Source organism: Paenibacillus sp. FSL K6-1122 (genome assembly GCF_037977015.1).
GTDB lineage: Bacteria > Bacillota > Bacilli > Paenibacillales > Paenibacillaceae > Paenibacillus > Paenibacillus amylolyticus.
The window spans coordinates 4,376,383-4,393,739 of the sequence record NZ_CP150272.1 but is presented as its reverse complement, the minus strand read 5'-3'; the positions used below and the strand labels follow the sequence as shown (position 1 = coordinate 4,393,739).

At 46.0% G+C, this 17,357-nt stretch carries 15 protein-coding genes; 9 read left to right on the top strand and 6 right to left on the bottom strand.

The window, feature by feature from the left end:
- The first annotated feature begins 246 nt into the window (after positions 1-246).
- The 8 genes from NSQ20_RS19705 to NSQ20_RS19670 all read left to right on the top strand — a co-directional run bounded on the left by NSQ20_RS19705 (position 247) and on the right by NSQ20_RS19670 (position 12,340).
- Positions 247-4,626, top strand: a complete 4,380-nt coding sequence (locus tag NSQ20_RS19705) for a glycosyl hydrolase 53 family protein (RefSeq protein ID WP_340030679.1) — start codon at positions 247-249, stop codon at positions 4,624-4,626.
- A 453-nt stretch (positions 4,627-5,079) separates the two neighbouring features.
- Complete coding sequence (locus tag NSQ20_RS19700) at positions 5,080-6,123, top strand: SPFH domain-containing protein (protein ID WP_340030678.1); 1,044 nt, start codon at positions 5,080-5,082, stop codon at positions 6,121-6,123.
- Positions 6,124-6,194: 71 nt separating this feature from the next.
- Complete coding sequence (locus NSQ20_RS19695; protein ID WP_340033045.1) at positions 6,195-7,169, top strand: sugar kinase; 975 nt, start codon at positions 6,195-6,197, stop codon at positions 7,167-7,169.
- 84 nt (positions 7,170-7,253) lie between these two features.
- Complete coding sequence (locus NSQ20_RS19690) at positions 7,254-7,967, top strand: response regulator transcription factor (RefSeq protein WP_076328437.1); 714 nt, start codon at positions 7,254-7,256, stop codon at positions 7,965-7,967.
- On the top strand, positions 7,964-8,962 hold the full coding sequence (locus NSQ20_RS19685; RefSeq protein WP_340030676.1) for a sensor histidine kinase: 999 nt from the start codon (positions 7,964-7,966) through the stop codon (positions 8,960-8,962). The genes NSQ20_RS19690 and NSQ20_RS19685 overlap by 4 nt, the downstream gene beginning before the upstream one ends.
- Positions 8,963-9,151: 189 nt before the next feature.
- Entirely contained in the window at positions 9,152-9,922 is a 771-nt protein-coding gene (locus NSQ20_RS19680) for an ABC transporter ATP-binding protein (RefSeq protein ID WP_036613332.1), read from the top strand.
- Positions 9,897-11,855, top strand: coding sequence for an ABC transporter permease (locus NSQ20_RS19675; RefSeq protein ID WP_340030674.1), 1,959 nt, complete (start codon positions 9,897-9,899; stop codon positions 11,853-11,855). The genes NSQ20_RS19680 and NSQ20_RS19675 overlap by 26 nt, the downstream gene beginning before the upstream one ends.
- A 143-nt stretch (positions 11,856-11,998) precedes the next feature.
- Entirely contained in the window at positions 11,999-12,340 is a 342-nt protein-coding gene (locus NSQ20_RS19670) for a cupin domain-containing protein (RefSeq protein ID WP_340030672.1), read from the top strand.
- 243 nt (positions 12,341-12,583) lie between these two features.
- Here NSQ20_RS19670 and NSQ20_RS19665 read toward each other — a convergent pair whose 3' ends face one another.
- From NSQ20_RS19665 to NSQ20_RS19640, 6 genes are all read right to left on the bottom strand, one after another.
- Positions 12,584-12,886 (bottom strand): metal-sulfur cluster assembly factor, encoded by a 303-nt coding sequence (locus tag NSQ20_RS19665; RefSeq protein ID WP_197997654.1) that lies wholly within the window; start codon positions 12,884-12,886, stop codon positions 12,584-12,586.
- A gap of 28 nt (positions 12,887-12,914) precedes the next feature.
- Positions 12,915-14,147, bottom strand: a complete 1,233-nt coding sequence (locus tag NSQ20_RS19660; protein ID WP_340030670.1) for a hypothetical protein — start codon at positions 14,145-14,147, stop codon at positions 12,915-12,917.
- 13 nt (positions 14,148-14,160) lie between these two features.
- On the bottom strand, positions 14,161-14,766 hold the full coding sequence (locus NSQ20_RS19655; RefSeq protein ID WP_340030669.1) for a DUF2249 domain-containing protein: 606 nt from the start codon (positions 14,764-14,766) through the stop codon (positions 14,161-14,163).
- Positions 14,753-15,127: a hypothetical protein gene (locus NSQ20_RS19650; protein WP_051447303.1), complete on the bottom strand. Its 375-nt coding sequence runs from the start codon at positions 15,125-15,127 to the stop codon at positions 14,753-14,755. Before NSQ20_RS19650 ends, NSQ20_RS19655 begins: the two co-directional genes overlap by 14 nt.
- Positions 15,128-15,144: 17 nt before the next feature.
- Positions 15,145-15,378, bottom strand: coding sequence for a DUF2249 domain-containing protein (locus NSQ20_RS19645; RefSeq protein ID WP_036613358.1), 234 nt, complete (start codon positions 15,376-15,378; stop codon positions 15,145-15,147).
- A 301-nt stretch (positions 15,379-15,679) separates the two neighbouring features.
- On the bottom strand, positions 15,680-16,381 hold the full coding sequence (locus NSQ20_RS19640; RefSeq protein WP_036613360.1) for a Crp/Fnr family transcriptional regulator: 702 nt from the start codon (positions 16,379-16,381) through the stop codon (positions 15,680-15,682).
- Between the two features lie 177 nt (positions 16,382-16,558).
- On the opposite strand from NSQ20_RS19640, the gene NSQ20_RS19635 reads away from it, so the two are divergent.
- Positions 16,559-17,281, top strand: coding sequence for a ZIP family metal transporter (locus NSQ20_RS19635; protein WP_340030667.1), 723 nt, complete (start codon positions 16,559-16,561; stop codon positions 17,279-17,281).
- The last annotated feature ends 76 nt before the right edge of the window (positions 17,282-17,357 follow it).

Sequence of the window (17,357 nt, the reverse complement as noted above, 5' to 3'; positions counted from 1 at the left end):
ATCATATACCTGAAAATCTGTTCTGTTCTGCCTTACGGTAGACGGACAGATTTTTTTGTTTTTCTTACAAAATAGTGTGATTAATATAACTCAAATGTAACTGTCACAGAATCATATTGTTAAAATAACTGCTGTTTCCTTTGGAAAATGCCGTGTTACCCATCACTATTAAGCGCTTACAATGAGGAGGAATCATAACATTCATTGATCCATGCACAATCAAACACAAAAAGGGGGAGATCAAGAGTGAACAAGAGGTACATAAGCGGGTGTCTGGTATTGCTGATGCTGTTCTGTGATCTGGGGTTGATGGTTCGTCCAGCGGCTGCAGAAGATGCAAAAGTGAACGTGGCACTTAACAAGGCGGTTACGGTAAGCACAGAATATTTGGAGCATTGGAGCAAAAGGGAGCACTTGGTTGATGGTAAAAGTGACACGCATTGGGCTGCTAAGGCTGGAGTGACAACGGAACAACCACAGTGGGTGATGATTGATCTGGGTGAAGACTACAATCTGTCCGGAGCGGAGATAACGTGGAGAGAAAACACGGTTGTGAAATATATGGTAGAAACATCTGCTGATCAGCAGGCATGGACCAACGTTGCTGATCAAAATGAAAATGCCGATCCCAAACAGATCGCTGATCTGACGTTTCAGCAGAATGATGTGCGATACATCAGATTGAACATATCTTTTTACAAGGGTGAGGGTGTCTGGCCGGAAATATTGGAGTTCAAAGTGTGGGGAGAAGCAGAAGGAACTGAACCAGCCAATATTAAAGGATATGATGAGATCGAAGTGAGAACGGTGACCAGAAGTGCGCCAATTCTGCCCAACGAGGTAAAGGCACAGTTTCAGAATGAAAAATCGGGAATGGTACCTGTGACTTGGGATTATATCGACCCTATGCAATACGCCTCTGCAGGCGAATTTACGGTAACAGGAGTTGTATATGGTGCGCCTCCAGAACCTCAGCTTAAAGCTAAAGTGATCGTTGAGGGATATCGTGCAGACTATGTTAGAGGTGTTGATATTTCCACGTTGACTGCCATTGAGGACAAAGGCGGCAAATACGTGGACAGCAACGGTACAGAGCGTGATTTGCTCGATATTCTCAAGGATCGCGGTGTCAATTATGTGCGTCTTCGTCTGTGGAATGATCCACAGAAATCAGGGGGCTATAACGATAAGAAAGATGTCATTCGTTTGGCCGAGCGGGTGAAGAAAAAAGGTATGAAGATCCTGTTGGATTTCCACTACTCGGATGAGTGGGCGCACCCGGGCCAGCAGCTTCGTCCCAAAGCTTGGGAAGGTCTTTCGCCCGAAGAGCTGAAGCAGGCCGTATACAACTACACGTATGAAGTTGTAAGTGAGATGAAGGCCGCAGACGCTATGCCTGATATGGTGCAGATCGGTAATGAGATCAACAGTGGTGTTCTGAACGGCTTGAGCAGTGACGTGGATTTCGAGCAAAATGTTGCATTGCTAAAAAGCGGAGTTGATGCTGTACGTGCAGTAGAAGGGGAGATCACCGATAACGCGGATAAGGTGAAGATTATGATCCATTTGGCTGAAGGTGGCAAGGTGGATACGTTTAAATGGTACTTTGAAGAGTTACGTAAAGGCAAATTGGACTATGACATTATCGGACTATCGTATTACCCGTTCTGGCATGGGACATTTGCGGATGTACAGAAAACGATGAATGAAGTGTCAGTCGAGTTTGGCAAAGATGTCATTATCGCTGAAACGTCCTATCCGTTTTCCTACAAAAACGGGGATGCACACGGTAACATCATTGGATCAGATGAAGCGCTTCATGTTGGGGGAGCAGACTTCCCCGCAACCGTTCAAGGTCAATATGATGCTATTGCCGGCATTATGGACATGATTGCGAACGTGCCAGATAATCATGGCGCAGGTTTCTTCTACTGGGAGCCAGCGTGGATTCCGGCGGGTGTAGGCTGGATTGCATCCGAAGGTAATGCATGGGAGAACCAAGCGATGTTTGACTATGATGAATTTCCGGCCAACGGCGGGCATTCGTATGAAGGCAGAGCGTTATGGTCCCTTGATGTGTACAAACGTGGATTGAGTCTTCTGCCCGCAGACCGCCAGCAACTTGATGCGGCACTTACACGAGCCAAATCATTGGTACGGACTGATTTTACTCTGGATAGCTGGGTGACTCTGGCTCCGGCAATCTCGACAGCGAATGATGTATACCAACAGGCATACACGCCGGGTGGGGTAACTCAATTAGATACAGATGCAGCGACAACAGCATTGGAACGTGTGATGCAGCAGATGCAGGTTATCACCCCGCAGCTTGACGAGCTCAGAGCTAAAATAGCGGAAGCGCGTACGTATCAGCAGGCTGACTGGTCTGCGGCCACTTGGGCGGTATTGACCAAAACGCTGGAAGGCGCTGATCAGATCTTGAATGATCCAAGAGCAACACAGACGGATGCGAATACAGCGGTTAAACGTTTGCATGATGCCATTCAAGGTCTATCCAATGTGGACAAAACACAACTGCACCAGTACATTCAACAAATGCAGCAGCAGACTAAATCTTCCTATACACGCCGGAGCTGGTCTGTATTGGAACAGTCTTTGCAGGCAGCGATTCAGGTCCGAGATAACAATGCTGTTGTCCAGTCTGAGGTGAATTCAGCACTGAGTACGTTGAAACAAGCCTTTACTAATCTAGTCTCTCTGGAGGCTTTAACAACGGGAAAAACGGCAACGGCTTCAAGTAGTGCAGGGACAGGAGGCAATCAAGCCAACTCTCCTGAAGGTGCAATTGACAACAATCCGAACACTTCATGGGGAACAGACGAGAGTAAGGATAGCTGGTGGCAAGTGGATTTGGGTCAGGTTGCTAACCTCCGTAAAATCGAAATGTCGATGTGGAGTGGCGGCATCAAATATACGATCGAAGTGTCCAACGATAACAAAAATTTTGTGAAAGTAGTGGACACCACAAGTGATGTTGTTGTATCAACCGCACCTAGCCATGTACTTCCAGAAGGCACGGAGGGACGTTACATTCGGGTAACGATTAAAACAGGTCCCACATGGGTAGGATTCATGGAATTTGAAGCATACGGTACGTTCCCAGCGGACAAATCTGCACTGCAAACTACTGTAGATACCGCTGAGAAATTAAAACAAACCGAATACACGACATCAAGCTGGAATGTATTTAGTAAGGCACTTTCTGAAGCGAAGGCATTCATTCTGGATGTTGAATCTTCAATGCAAGATGTGAGCAATGCGGATCGTGCGTTACAAGATGCTGTGAGTAAGCTTGTACGTCAAGATGTAACACCTGGCCCTGGCCAGCCATCAGAACCAAGTGTACCTTCACAACCTTCCAACCCGGGAACAGCACCATCGACGGGGAATCCGTCTGTAACCCCACCAGTTGGAGCGGGTACTGCACCGGAGAAGGGATCGATCACGTTAAAAGGAACGACAGCCGGGGATGAGAAGTATTCAATTCGTCCAGATGCATCCCAATTAACTCATGCACTGCAATCGATGGATGTAGGAAATCGTACGTTGAAGCTGATTGCAGATGTGCCTGACAGAGCCAAGACAGTCACATTCCAATTGGCTGCAAGTCAGCTGGCAGCATGGTTTCGTTCCGAGGAAGTGCAATCCCTAGATGTAGTTGTAGGACAGACTACCGTTCGTGTTCCTCTGAGATCACTCCCACTAACCATTGCGGAGACTGAGGGAACGTTCGATATCGTAGTGTCAAAAGGATCGACAGATACACTGACTACATCGCAAAAAGCAGCGATCGGTAATCATGCGATTGTTGATGTGAATTTGTTAATGAACAATAAGCCATTGCAATGGACAAACAGAGCAGTTGAAGTTGCTCTATCCAATGTGGAGCAACCTAAAAAGAATGATGTAGTTATGGTTGTACATTCCATATCCACAAGTGGAGAAATGAAACCTGTTACGTATTCCAAGTACGATGATAAGACCAAAACGATGGCGTTCAAACCGCTGGAATCCGGCAGTTATGTCATTGCAGAAGTTGAAGTACCATTAAATGATCTGCAAAATCACAATTGGGCTCTCCAAGAGGTGCAGAACCTATATGGTAAAGGGATTATTACGGGGATGAGCGCAACTCGTTTTGCCCCGAAAGGTGAACTGACCAGAGCACAATTTTTGCAAATGATTATTAAAGGTATTGGTGATACACACCAGCCGGATCCATCTATTTCAGTCCCAACGGATGTGAAGGAAGGGCAGTGGTATGCCAATTCAGTACGACTTGGAATTGAAATGAACATTATTCAAGGCCGGGCAGATGGAAGCTTCGGAGCCAATGAACGTATTTCGCGAGAAGACATGGCCGTTATGCTGAACAGAGCACTGAAGGTTGTGCAACATGATCAGGATGCGACCAATGCTGTACAAGGAAATATGATGTTTGTAGACAACACCGAGATCGCGGCATACGCCAAAGAAGCTGTAGCCTCGATGCAACAACTTGGACTGCTAAATGGCATGCCTGATGGCACGTTTGCTCCGAAAGAAACAGCGAACCGTGCACAAGGGGCTGTTGCAGTCGCCAGAATGATGGAACAACTGTATTAGAGATAGTTAGAAAAGTCCGCTTTTGATTACGAAAGGTGCCTAATGGCATCATTAACACGCATGAATAGAAAATAACAAAGCAGGTAAAGAGATCGGATCATAGGATTCGGTCTCTTTATTTTTTGTGAAAAGAGATTATATAAGTTTAACTAATGATTTACACGATAACGGAGAGGACAGAAAAAACTGAAAAAGCGAAGCGTTCGCCTTTATCACCGGATTTTCCCTTTAGAAAAGGGAATCGAAAAAATCTGGGGATAACAGCGATTAGAAGGTTATTCTGTCATCGGAGTGTCAGTGTAAATAATCTTTAGTTCAACTTATATAGAACGGACCCGCTTTCTCTAAATAGGCATATAAACAATTTGTTAATGTCGTATTGACAATATTGAATTCATTTGTTATCATTTCGATAATATCAAAATGACAATATTAAGAAATGGGGAATGAGCCATGTTTGGATTCCGATTTGCGAAATTTCAACCCAGTGAGTATGTCATGAAAGTGAAAAATGGTGAGGTACAACGTAAAGGTGTCGGATTGTCCTTCTATTACTATGAGCCGACCACATCGGTAGTGGTTCTACCCGTATCCTCGGTGGATGTACCGTTCATGTTCGAAGAGATTACGGCGGATTATCAGACGGTTACTGTGCAAGGGCAGCTAAGCTATCGCATTGTGGATTACCTGAAAATAACCCAGAGCCTGAATTACACGTACAATTTGCGCAAGAATCGGTATATCTCCGACGACCCCGGTAAGCTGGATCAACGGGTGATCACCACAGCCAAAGTACTGACCAAGAAACATCTGGAACAAATGCCGCTGAAAGAAGCTATTCAATCCAGTGAACGACTGGCGAGCAGCATGAAACGCGAAGTTGTGCAAAGTGAAGAGTTGGAGAAACTGGGCGTTGAGCTGATGAGTCTATCAATACTGGCCATTCTGCCTAATAAAGAGACGATGCGTGCATTGGAAGCACAAGCGCGGGAAGAGATTTTGCGTCAGGCAGATGAAGCGCTCTATGTACGTCGTAATGCCTCGATTGAACAGGAAAGACGAGTGAAAGAGAACGAACTGAACACCGAAATTGCCATAGAGACGAAGAAACAGCAGATTCGTGAGACCCAATTGCAGGCTGAGCGCTCGGTGAAACAGAAACAAAATGAGATGGAGCAGGAGCAACTTCAGTTCAATACAGCGATGGAGGAACGGAAGCAGCAGCTGATTGAGTTAACTATTGCTAATCACAATGCCGAGGCAGATGCCAAAGCGTATGAGATTGCTGCCATGATGAACTCTTTGCAAAATGTACAGCCGAATGTACTGCAAGCAATGGCGAATATGGGCATGAATTCTGATAAGCTGATCGCACTCGCGTTCCAGGAACTGGCTGAAAATGCAGGCAAGATTGGGCAACTAAATATCTCGCCGGATCTGTTACAGGGATTAATGTCTCCTGCGCCAGGCAGAGATCAGGGAGGTCGAGCGAGATGAGATTAGGAAGAAGAGAGCAAGCAGAGCAGGCAGGGAAATCAGTACGTCAGCAGGCCACGGCAGATGATCGGATGAGTGAACACAAGCTGATTCTGGTGAAACGCCGGACCCGACTGGAAGAGCTGGTGGTTCGATATAACACGGTGCAGCAAGCTCAGTTCTATATTGAACGTCTGGGCGCAGACTTCAGTGATTATATGGAGGAAGACCGTCGTTATCGGCTATCTGTGCAGCAGGCACAGCAGCAATTGGGCCAATTGGGACGGGTTCAGACGATTGATCGGGAACATGTGCCCAATTTTATCTTTGGAGAGCAGGATATCGTGGTCGTAGTTGGACAGGATGGGCTTGTAGCCAATACCCTCAAGTATGTGACCGAGCAACCGCTCATTGGTGTGAATCCGGATCCGATGCGGTGGGACGGGGTATTATTACCTTTTACCGTAGAGGATCTCAGCTTCATTGTCCCTGATGTCATTCGAAAGCAACGAACCTTGAAAGAAGTCACTCTCGCCAAAGTAGAACTCAATGATGGACAGTATCTATATGGTGTGAATGATCTGTTCATTGGTCGTAAGACACATGTATCGGCTCGTTATGAAGTGCGTTTGGGTTCATCCACAGAACAACAATCTTCTAGTGGCATCATTGTATCCACAGGCATGGGATCGACAGGCTGGTTCAAAAGTGTGCTGGCCGGCGCCACCGGAATTGTAGGGTCCGCTGCATGGCAGAACATGAATTCCGAAGTGGAGGTCGCTACAGCATCAGCATCCATTCATGGAAGCAGGCAAGATCTGAATCATTTTAACTGGGATGCGCCGTACTTATATTTTTCAGTACGTGAACCTTTTCCGAGCCGAACGACTGCGGCCAATCTCGTGTTTGGACAGATCCATTCAAAGCAACCACTGCACATTGTATCCCAGATGCCAGAGGATGGTGTTATTTTCAGTGATGGGGTCGAGCAGGACTTTCTTGAGTTTAATTCAGGGGTGGAAGCCATCATTGGGTTGGCAGAGAAGAGGGGGCGTCTCGTGGTCTGACCCTTTATTTTCAAGCCGTTTCCGACTAGAATGGGTAACTAGATGTGATACACTGACGTCAGGAAACGGAAAGAGGGTTAAATGATGCAGTCGATATTGTTGGTTGAAGATGATGCCAAGTTAGCAGGATTGCTGGCGGCTTATCTGACCCGAAATGGATTCCAGGTACAGGTCACAGATGATTTTCGTCATGTACTGGATGAATTTGTGGAAGTGAAGCCGGACCTTGTGCTGATGGATGTGAATTTGCCTCAATATGATGGATACTACTGGTGCAGGCAGATTCGCACACATTCCATATGTCCCATTTTATTCATATCGGCTCGTGATAGTGGTATGGATCAGATTATGGCGTTGGAACATGGAGCGGATGATTATATTACAAAACCTTTTCAATATGAAGTTGTTCTTGCCAAAGTCCGTAGTCAGCTGCGCAGAGCCTATGGTTCTTACGCTGCTGTTCAACAGGAAGTGAAGGTGAAGAACGGTCCCATGATCCTTTATCCTGAGCGATTTGTATTGGAATATGATGAGCGTTCTACCGAGCTGACACAGAAGGAAGCGATACTGGTGGAAGCGCTGATGGCGAAGGCAGGGCGAGTTGTCAGCCGAGAAAAATTGTTAGAACAGATGTGGGAAGATCAGCATTTTATTGATGATAATACGTTGAATGTCTATATTACACGTGTTCGCCGGAAGTTGAAGGAGCTGGGTGCAGAAGAGATTTTGGAGACGGTTCGCGGAGCGGGTTATCGTGTGTTGGATCTGGATTCATCCGCACAGGGGAAAGGGAAATGAGACTTTTCCTGAAAGACCACCTGATGTTAGTCGGATTTTATGTGTTACAGATGCTGCTGGTTCCGTGTGTCTACTGGCTCTCTGGTGAGGGCCGTCCGATGAAGATTGTTCTCTATGGCATGCTGATCAGTACTGTTGTGCTGTTGGTCTATCTGGTCACTCGTTACTTCCAGTTGCGAGCATATTACCGTCTGCTTCAACAACCACGTAAACTGGTAAACGAACCTTTCCAAACGCTTGGAAATTCGGTCGTGGCGGAAGCCATCCAGCAATTGTTACATGAACTGGAGCGTAATCGGCAGAACGAGATGGGGCAGTTACGTACTAGCAAGGAACAGCAGGTGGTATTCATGAATCGCTGGGTTCATCAGATGAAGACCCCGTTGTCCATTATCCAACTGACCTTGGAAGATGTGGACGATGAGACGGCTGGAAGTATTCAGGATGAGCTGGATAAAATGCGCAAAGGACTTGAAATGGTCTTGCATTCATCAAGGCTTGAACAGTTCGAAGGGGATTTTCGTGTGGAGCTGTTGTCTCTGCATGAGGTGCTTCGGAGTAGCATTGCAGAGAACCGACGTTTGTTTATTCGCAGAGGCATTACGCCGGATATCCGTATGGAGGGCGACCTTCAGATATACAGTGATTCCAAGTGGCTACGGTTCATGTTCACCCAGATTTTGACCAATGCCGTGAACTATTCCGATAGCAAATCAGGCAAAAAAGTGATCATTACAGGCTATAAGCAGGAAGAGCGTACAATCCTGGACATTCAGGATGAGGGAATCGGCATCTCGTCCGAGGATATTCATCGCGTATTCAATCCCTATTTTACAGGTGAACGGGGCAGACAATATCACGAATCTACTGGAATGGGATTATATCTGGTTCGTGAGATCAGTGCCCGCCTGGATAACCGTGTGGAGTTGTTTTCGGAGCCAAATGAGGGAACGTTGGTCAGATTCAGCTGGATTCATTCGAAATATCCGAAGTAAAGAGCGCTTTGCCCATGGGCGAGGTGCTTTTTTTAATGCACAGAAGTGTCATAGAGAAGGCAGGGGAACAGAACCTTAAACGCGTTGTAAGGGAAGTTTAAGGTAATTCGATAGCACCGTTACGGGAGGTCAGTTAGGATAAGAATAGAATTAACGTATAAAGAATGACGGATTAGGAGGGAATTACGCATGGAAATGTTACAGGTATCGGGACTGAACAAAGTATATCAGGGCAAAGTGCAGACTCAAGCCCTTAGTGATATTCATCTGACAATCAAGCAAGGTGAGTTTGTGGGTATTATGGGCCCGTCGGGCAGTGGCAAAACCACATTGTTAAACATGGTCTCCACCATTGATGAACCCAGCTCAGGCAAGGTGCTGATTAATGGCATGAACCCGTTTGATATGAAAAAGAAAGAACTTGCCATGTTCCGACGTCGGGAACTCGGATTTGTCTTTCAGGATTTCAATCTGTTGGACACGCTGACTGTTGCTGAGAATATTGTACTTCCATTGACACTGGACAAGGTCAAACTAAAGGAGATGGAGAGCAGACTACATCGCATTACAGCGAAGCTTGGGATTGATCATATTCTGGATAAACGAGTCTATGAAATTTCGGGCGGACAGCGACAACGGACAGCCATTGCGAGATCCATGATCAATATGCCTTCGATTGTTTTGGCGGATGAACCCACCGGTGCGCTGGATTCTACGTCATCCCAAGCGGTCATGGAGTCACTTGAACAGATGAACCAGCAGGAGAAAACAACCATTATGTTGGTCACACATGACCCGCTTGCTGCAAGTTATTGTAACCGTATCGTGTTCATCAAGGATGGAAAACTGGCAGCCGAGGTACACCGCGGAGATAATCGACAGACGTTCTTCCAGCGGATCATTGATACTTTATCCTTCTGGGGAGGGAATTCACATGAGCTTTCCTCAGTTCGCGTTTAACAATATTCGCCGGAATGGGCGAGCGTATATTGCTTTTTTTCTTAGCAGTGTGTTTATGGTCATGATTTTCTTCGCGTATGCGGTATTTATCTATCATCCATATGTGGCAGAGTTGCCAATGGGTGACACAACCGCTACGGGGATGCAGATCGCTTCGGTTATTGTGTATGTGTTTGCATTTTTCTTTGTTATGTATTCCATCAGTGCTTTTCTCAAATCACGGAACAAAGAGTTTGGCATTCTGACCATACTTGGTGCAGAACCCGCACAGATTCGGAGATTGGTCATTTTGGAAAACATGTTGATCGGCTGCCTGTCCATTATTGCCGGTATCGGCGGAGGTATGTTGTTGTCCAAGTTGTTCCTGATGTTAACCACTCGTTTTATCGGGATGGATGATCTGCCCTTTTATTTTCCCGTGAAAGCGATTCTGATTACGATCGGGGCCTTTCTGTTATTATTTTTCTGCATTTCACTTTTCACATTGGTTTTTATCGGAAACAAACGGACGTTAGAACTTTTGACGGGAACCAACAAACCTAAAAAAGAGCCCAAAGCTTCATGGTTCTTCTCACTTCTGGGTTTTGCATTACTTACAGTAGGTTTTGTGGTACTCCGTAACGGGTTAAATGGCGGAACAATCATGCTTGCAGCAATAACAGGGATAGCCGGGACGTATTTTTTCTATTCACAACTTTCCGTGCTCATCATCCGTTTATTGAAACGTAATCGTAAAACGGTATGGCATGGTACACGTCTGTTGTGGATCTCAGAGATGAGTTATAAAATGAAGGATAATGCCCGCATGCTCTTTATGGTGACCGTGGTGATTGCGATTGCTTCAATGAGTGCAGTTGTAATTTTGTCACTGGATCAGGAGAACCGGGAACAGTTTACAAACAACGATTTTGCAATTCAATACAACGTATTCAGACCAACAGAGCAACTGGATATGAGCGCTATTGATTCGAAACTTGAAGACGCAGGCTTGGATTATCAGCAAGTCTATATTGAATATTTCTGGTCTGATGCAGATCAGAGTGCTGTCTCGGTTATGCCGCTTAGTCAATACAACCAATACAATCTGACACAAGGGAGAAAGATGTTCCAATTGGATACCGGGTCCGCTGTATTTGTGGATACCCGCAATGAGAAGGGTCAGGATCAGATAAAGCGCAACAGATTTCGTGATTATGCGAAGGGAGACAAGTTGACGTTGACTCTGAATGCTAGTCCGCTGGAAGTTAGGGTTACGGATACAGATATCGATCCACAGTTTGGAACCCTACTCTATGCTACAGGTGTAGTTGTCCTACCGGATGAGAAGTATGAAGAGATTGCCCAACAGATCAAAGATAATATGATATCTGGTAAATACCTGTATCAGATTCCTGCATGGGGTCATGCTGTACCTGATCGCCACTCTTCGGAAGCCATGGTTAGCGATCAGCTTCTATCCTCCGCGGATTCCATCCGAAGCAGCAACGCTTCAACGGATAACCAGTCTGGATATCTGAGTACGCGGTACGATGATTTTGAAAGATTCAGACAGGGTACAGCACTCTTTACCTTCCTGGGCATATTTATCGGATTAATCTTCTCGATCTCTTCCGCAAGCTTTTTGTATTTCAGACTGCATACCGATCTTGAAGCGGATGGAAGGATGGTGCATTCTCTTTCGAAAATGGGTCTCAGTTTCCAGGAGATGAAACGATCATCCACCGTTCAGATTGCCATTTTGTTCTTTTTACCGATCGGAGTAGCTATCATTGAAACTTTGGTGGTGGTTAAGCCATTCCTGACTGAATTCGGTATTACCAATTATACGATGCCGGTGTTGACTGTATTTGGTGCCTTTGTACTTGCACAGACGTTTTATTTCATCATTATACGTTCGAGATATATCGCTTCTCTGCGCAAAATGATGGTGTAACCATCTTATAAACAAACGACCATAAGGGACCGACTATGATTTGTTCATTGCCCGCATTTCTTGATTCAGATCAAGGAAACGCGGGCTTTCTTGCGATAAGATGAATGTATTCACAGATTATATTATCGAGGAGGACGATTATCATGAGTATCACGTCACTGCAAGGAGTCAAAACATTCAGTGAGGACCGTTTCACGAAACGAGTTTTATTCCAACAGGGTGGTGGAGTGACCTTTGTACTTCATTTTCTGCCAGGTCAGCAGCTTCCCGTTCATAAACATCCGGGCACAGATGTTATTTTGCTGGTGGTCGAAGGCACAGGTACACTTATTCTGGATGGAAAAGAACAAGTGGTGAAACAAGAGGATGTGATCCATTGTGGCGGTGAGGTCGAGTTCGCATTCCAAAATACAGGAGATCAGGAGGTTCGTTTGTTCGTGGTGTTAAACAAAGTGCCAGCAGTATCGTATGCCAAGGACATCTAACATCTAACATCTAACATCTAATATCAAGGAATCGATAGAATGATTCACTGATCGGTACTAATATAAGGGAAACTCTATTCTGGAGTTTCCTTATTTATATTTTTTATTCAAGAATGCCTTGACCAAGTGTGGTTCTCATAGCAAACAAAAAGCATACCTGGGTCTGAGAGTATCAGATCTTAAGTACGCTTTTTCGTATTCCGGCAGCAATTTGTTCATTCATCCGGTCACTGTTCATTCTGCCTAGAAGTATCCCAGCATTTCCTTGGCTTCATTCGACATCAGCTGTGGAGACCATTGTGGCTCCCACACGACTTGAACATCAATATCGGTCTTATTTGTATTTTCCTGCAAAACCCATTTCACCGCACCAACAATTGTATCATGCAGCGGGCAACCTGGTGTAGTCAGCGTCATTCGTACATGTACCCGTTCAGGCTCTTCCCTTACTTCATACACCAGACCCAGGTCAACGATATTGACACCTAATTCAGGGTCATACACTTCCTTGAGACATTCCAGCAAATGCGTGGTTTGTTCCATCATGTTCACTCTCCAGTCCACCTTATTAATGTTAACGTCTGAATACCAAAGCAATATTTGTTATATAAATGATGGAGACAAGAGACAGTATCGTCCCTCCAACCATCATGACCTCAGCCAGATTAATCAGAATTCCACTGATAAGCAAAAGGCTTCCAACGACCATGGCGAGCATACCCCAATTGACATACCGTTCACTCAGCATACCTGCCATCAGCGGTGTTCCGGGTCTGCCTGCCTGCTTGCCATATTTGTGGGTCCACCATAGAAAAGGCACGATTTTGGAGGCATAACCAAGTATGGTGAGAGACACCCAGCCCCCGAGATATACCCATCCAGACAGCAGAACAACACGTGGATGGAGCAGCAACTCAGTCCCTTGCGAGGAATAGATCAGTAGTGCAACAGCATATACAGCAAACGCACGGCTTACATACACAGACCAGCGAATGCCCGGACCTGGGTTACTTTTGTGCCGTTTCTCCTGAATTTGCTCCAAGTGATACACATAGAAGAGAAGGGCGGCGGTTAGAAGTAAGAGCGCAAGCCAGAGCAATCCTCCCTTGATACCTGTCAGAAATGCGACAACACCTGTAACTACAGCTGCATTCCACAGAACCAAGACCACTTTTTGCAGTCGAATGGAATAATCGTGGGACAGGTAGAACATCGGAAGCATTTTGTAACTGAAGCCGGTAATTAACATGCCAAACCAGCCTAGTGTTCCCATCCAGATATGTGCACCGAATAATCGTTCATGCAGACTATTCCAATCACCAAAGGCAAAATTCAGACCCATCAGCATACCGGAAAGCCCGGTTAGAACCAGATAAAGACAGGAACAAGCTGCACTGATCGTTACCGGATTCCACTGTGAGGCACGGAAGAGGGTAACGGCCATATTCCATCCGAACAACAGAATGCCCGAGAGCGCGAGTGTAGCAGAACCCGCAATCCAGATGACATCTGCACGGATGAAGCCGTATAACATGCCCACGATTCCGATACTGAACAAGAAATAATGACAATAACCAAGAAACAGACTGTAGATATTGGATTGCAAAATAACATGTATCAACTGATAAACGGCACCCATAGCCAGCATGGTTGCCCACCCGAGCACAAACAGATGGGCATGAAACCAGCCTTCGGGTCCTCTGAGTTCATCACCAAGCCAGCCTGTCAGTGAGAGCAGAGAGAATGCGTGATACATTACAAATCCAAAGATGCCCGTGATGATAAAAAGAAACGGCAACCTGGACATGGCTTTTGCCTCCTTACCCTTTTTCAATTCTCACTTTGGCCGTACCATCGGCTTGATCCTCAACCGTGAAGGGGCAACCGAGATTATTTAACTCTTCAATCAAGAAGACTGGCACACGGTCATTATGAATCAGTACGACTTCCCCAGGTTTGCAACGTTCCAGTGCGGCAAGTGTTCGCATCATGGGTTGTGGCGGTTCCAATCCGCGATTGTCCAGTATAACGGTGGGCGCCTGTAGGGATTCAAAGTTTTCAATCGCAACAGCTTGCTCCTCTGGATGGCCATTGCATGAAGCTGATTCTTCGTCTGAACCGGGCTTAGAATCGACTTCCGATCCAGATAAAACCATTGCAGATAATGCTTTGGCACCGGTTTTGTTTTTTTTGTGCACAAACGTGGTGACCCAGTGATCTGAACCCTTTCGTTCCGATGTGCTGGAGTACCCTTTCATCTTGAGAATACCGAGCAGAGGCGTTGGTTTGAATGGAGCATGAAGTACAAAGACATCTTCATGCTGAAGGCCTTTGACCGTGTCCATGATCAGTTGAAACGGCTCTAACTTTTTACTCAGATGAGGACGCACATCCAATTCAACAATATGGACATCAGATGGAGACATGTGCGTTCACATCCGATCCTGCACTAGCTGCATCCGCCTGCTGTACCAACTGTAGCGCTGATTCATACAGGGCGGCCATTCCACCGTACAGCGCATAGAAGAATGACTCCGGCGCATCGAGGGAGAAGGACAGGTAGGCTTTGGGGTCCATGCCGAGCACACGCTCAAAAAGTCTTGCACTGTCATAGGCGTAAAAACAGAAATGAGTATATTCGAACACAGGCATTATTTCGTAAATGGTGATAATCTCTTGCGCATATTCCGCTTGCTCACGCTGTGCCATTTGAACCATGGTTGTGGCGTCTTCCAGCCGCAGCGTGATGCGGAGTGTAGTATCGTCAATGATTTCAACGTGCGCCATAGCGGTTCAGCTCCAATCTATAATTTGCTGATTTTGACCTGGAAGGTTGTAGGACCCTGCTCAATATACTCCCAGTTGAAGCCATCGGGATGTGTGGACTGGAACTGGAATCGTAGGGGCTTAGGATCGTGATCGTTAATGAGCAACATGGATTCCTGTGGTTGCAACTGATCAAACGTTTCGAAAATAACTTTATGTTTCAAATGCGGTGGATACTCCGTGGCATTAATGGTTGCTGCGTATGTGTTCATGTGTCATTCCTCCAAATGGGATAGTGTGGCGTTGCAATTTGATTATAGAAAACGTGAGGAGGGGGCTGTGTGAGCCTGCTCACACATTTTTTAATGTCATAGTCTCGCCTTATTTGAGTCAGAATCCTGTATGGAAAAAGTGCCATGGGCAAGCCAAAAATAACAATATCCTGATACGTATATTGCTAATTGCGCATGCGAAAGAGACCTTAACATCGATTAAGGTCGTTAAGGTCTCTTTGTGCACACACAGTGTAATGTAATAGCGTGGGAGAAAACAGTGTAGCTGGGTGCAGGGTGGTCACGTATCCCTTTGTTCCTTCAAAGCTTGCAAATCATGAATGATGATCCGGCTGCGATCCACTTCGAGCAAATTCTCTTTTGTAAGCTGGTTTAAAAGCCGATTCGCTGTTTCCCTTGTAGTTCCAATGGAGTTGGCAAACTCCTGATGTGTCATGGGCAGGTTGATGATAATCTGGTCTCCATGCATTTGTCCGTGCTGATCTGCAAGCATGAGAAGGAAGGAAAGTACACGATTGCGTACATCCTGACCAGAGAGCACCTGCAATTTATCCTGTAATTCTCTTATTTTATCACCGAGCACACGCATAATTTTGATCGCAATTGAAGGTGTGCTCAGCATTAATCGTTCGAAAAGTCGGACAGGTATGGCTAGTAGTTCGGTAGGGGTAATGGCTTCTGCCGTAGCCGGGTAAGGGTGCGCATTAAAAAAGCCGGTGTGTGGGAACATATCTCCTGTTTTGAGGAAAGAGACAATCTGTTCATGCCCGTTCTCATCGGTTTTATAAGCCTTTACAATGCCGGTACGGATAAAAAAGACAGCTTCTTTTTCGCTTCCTTCGCTAAAAATAACCGATTTCTTCTGAATGCTTCTGGAAATGGCGATATCTTCGACTTGCTTTAATTCCTCGGGGCTAAGGTCCTGGAAGATGGGGAACTGTTGTAGAAACTCCGTTGTTGTATCTTTGTTTACCCTACTCATGAGAATCTCTCCTCTCTGTGTTCATAGTTCTGAACGACGACATCATTTCATCATAACGTGATTTTTGAACACATCAGGTGATATAGATCACCGTAAAGCCACATCACTGTTTTTGATTACTCAACCTGGGTTAATGGAATGATAGAATATGATTGAACAAGAGAGGGGTCGGCCCGGATGTGGACTGCATTCATGTGGGGCGGCATCTCTGCCTCAGCGGTTGTCATTGGCGCACTCGCAGCCTTGTTTCTGAAGATTCCCAAACGAGTTATTGGCTGGATCATGGCTTTTGGGACAGGAACATTAATTGGTGCAGCGACCTTTGAACTTCTCGGAGATGCGCTGAATGATGGAGGAATAATACCTACCGCCATTGGATTTACGGCGGGTGCCGTTGTGTATACCCTGTTTGACCTGCTCGTTTCTGCAAAGGGAGGGGCAGGGCGTAAACGTTCGGCAAAGTCGGGTGACTCTAACCAAAGCGGGCTTGGGATCTTTGCAGGAACAGTAATGGATGCTATCCCGGAATCCATCATGCTTGGTGCCAGCTTGCTGGCCGGTAACGGTGTCAGTGTGGTCCTGGTAGTATCGATCTTTGTCAGCAACATTCCTGAAGGTCTGTCCAGTACGGTTGGACTACAGGGCAAATACAGTCGTGGCAAAATCATATTAATGTGGCTGAGTGTACTGTTGATCTCCGCGATTGCAGCACTGGTTGGATATCTGTTTCTGGAGCAGCTTCCAGAGGAGATGGGTGCAGCGATTGGTGCATTTGCAGGTGGTGGAATCATTGCCATGATCTGCTCGACGATGATGCCAGAAGCCTTTGAAGAGGGCGGACCTGTAGTGGGTTTGATTGCATCCATGGGATTGCTTGTGTCGCTGTTGTTGGATCTGTAGATGACAGAATAAGCTTCCGATCTATGAGTTGAATTTATATAAAAAGAGTATCCGAACAGAGTGGTTCTGATCGGAT

Bases quoted from the DNA above. Each gene is read 5' to 3' on its own strand.
- NSQ20_RS19650 (WP_051447303.1), bottom strand. From the start codon at position 15,127: ATGGCGCACGTTGAAATCATTGACGATACTACACTCCGCATCACGCTG.
- NSQ20_RS19700 (WP_340030678.1), top strand. From the start codon at position 5,080: ATGTTTGGATTCCGATTTGCGAAATTTCAACCCAGTGAGTATGTCATG.
- NSQ20_RS19665 (WP_197997654.1), bottom strand. From the start codon at position 12,886: ATGATGGAACAAACCACGCATTTGCTGGAATGTCTCAAGGAAGTGTAT.
- NSQ20_RS19680 (WP_036613332.1), top strand. From the start codon at position 9,152: ATGGAAATGTTACAGGTATCGGGACTGAACAAAGTATATCAGGGCAAA.
- NSQ20_RS19640 (WP_036613360.1), bottom strand. From the start codon at position 16,381: ATGAGTAGGGTAAACAAAGATACAACAACGGAGTTTCTACAACAGTTC.
- NSQ20_RS19690 (WP_076328437.1), top strand. From the start codon at position 7,254: ATGCAGTCGATATTGTTGGTTGAAGATGATGCCAAGTTAGCAGGATTG.
- NSQ20_RS19655 (WP_340030669.1), bottom strand. From the start codon at position 14,766: ATGTCTCCATCTGATGTCCATATTGTTGAATTGGATGTGCGTCCTCAT.
- NSQ20_RS19675 (WP_340030674.1), top strand. From the start codon at position 9,897: ATGAGCTTTCCTCAGTTCGCGTTTAACAATATTCGCCGGAATGGGCGA.
- NSQ20_RS19645 (WP_036613358.1), bottom strand. From the start codon at position 15,378: ATGAACACATACGCAGCAACCATTAATGCCACGGAGTATCCACCGCAT.
- NSQ20_RS19635 (WP_340030667.1), top strand. From the start codon at position 16,559: ATGTGGACTGCATTCATGTGGGGCGGCATCTCTGCCTCAGCGGTTGTC.
- NSQ20_RS19685 (WP_340030676.1), top strand. From the start codon at position 7,964: ATGAGACTTTTCCTGAAAGACCACCTGATGTTAGTCGGATTTTATGTG.
- NSQ20_RS19660 (WP_340030670.1), bottom strand. From the start codon at position 14,147: ATGTCCAGGTTGCCGTTTCTTTTTATCATCACGGGCATCTTTGGATTT.
- NSQ20_RS19670 (WP_340030672.1), top strand. From the start codon at position 11,999: ATGAGTATCACGTCACTGCAAGGAGTCAAAACATTCAGTGAGGACCGT.
- NSQ20_RS19695 (WP_340033045.1), top strand. From the start codon at position 6,195: ATGAGTGAACACAAGCTGATTCTGGTGAAACGCCGGACCCGACTGGAA.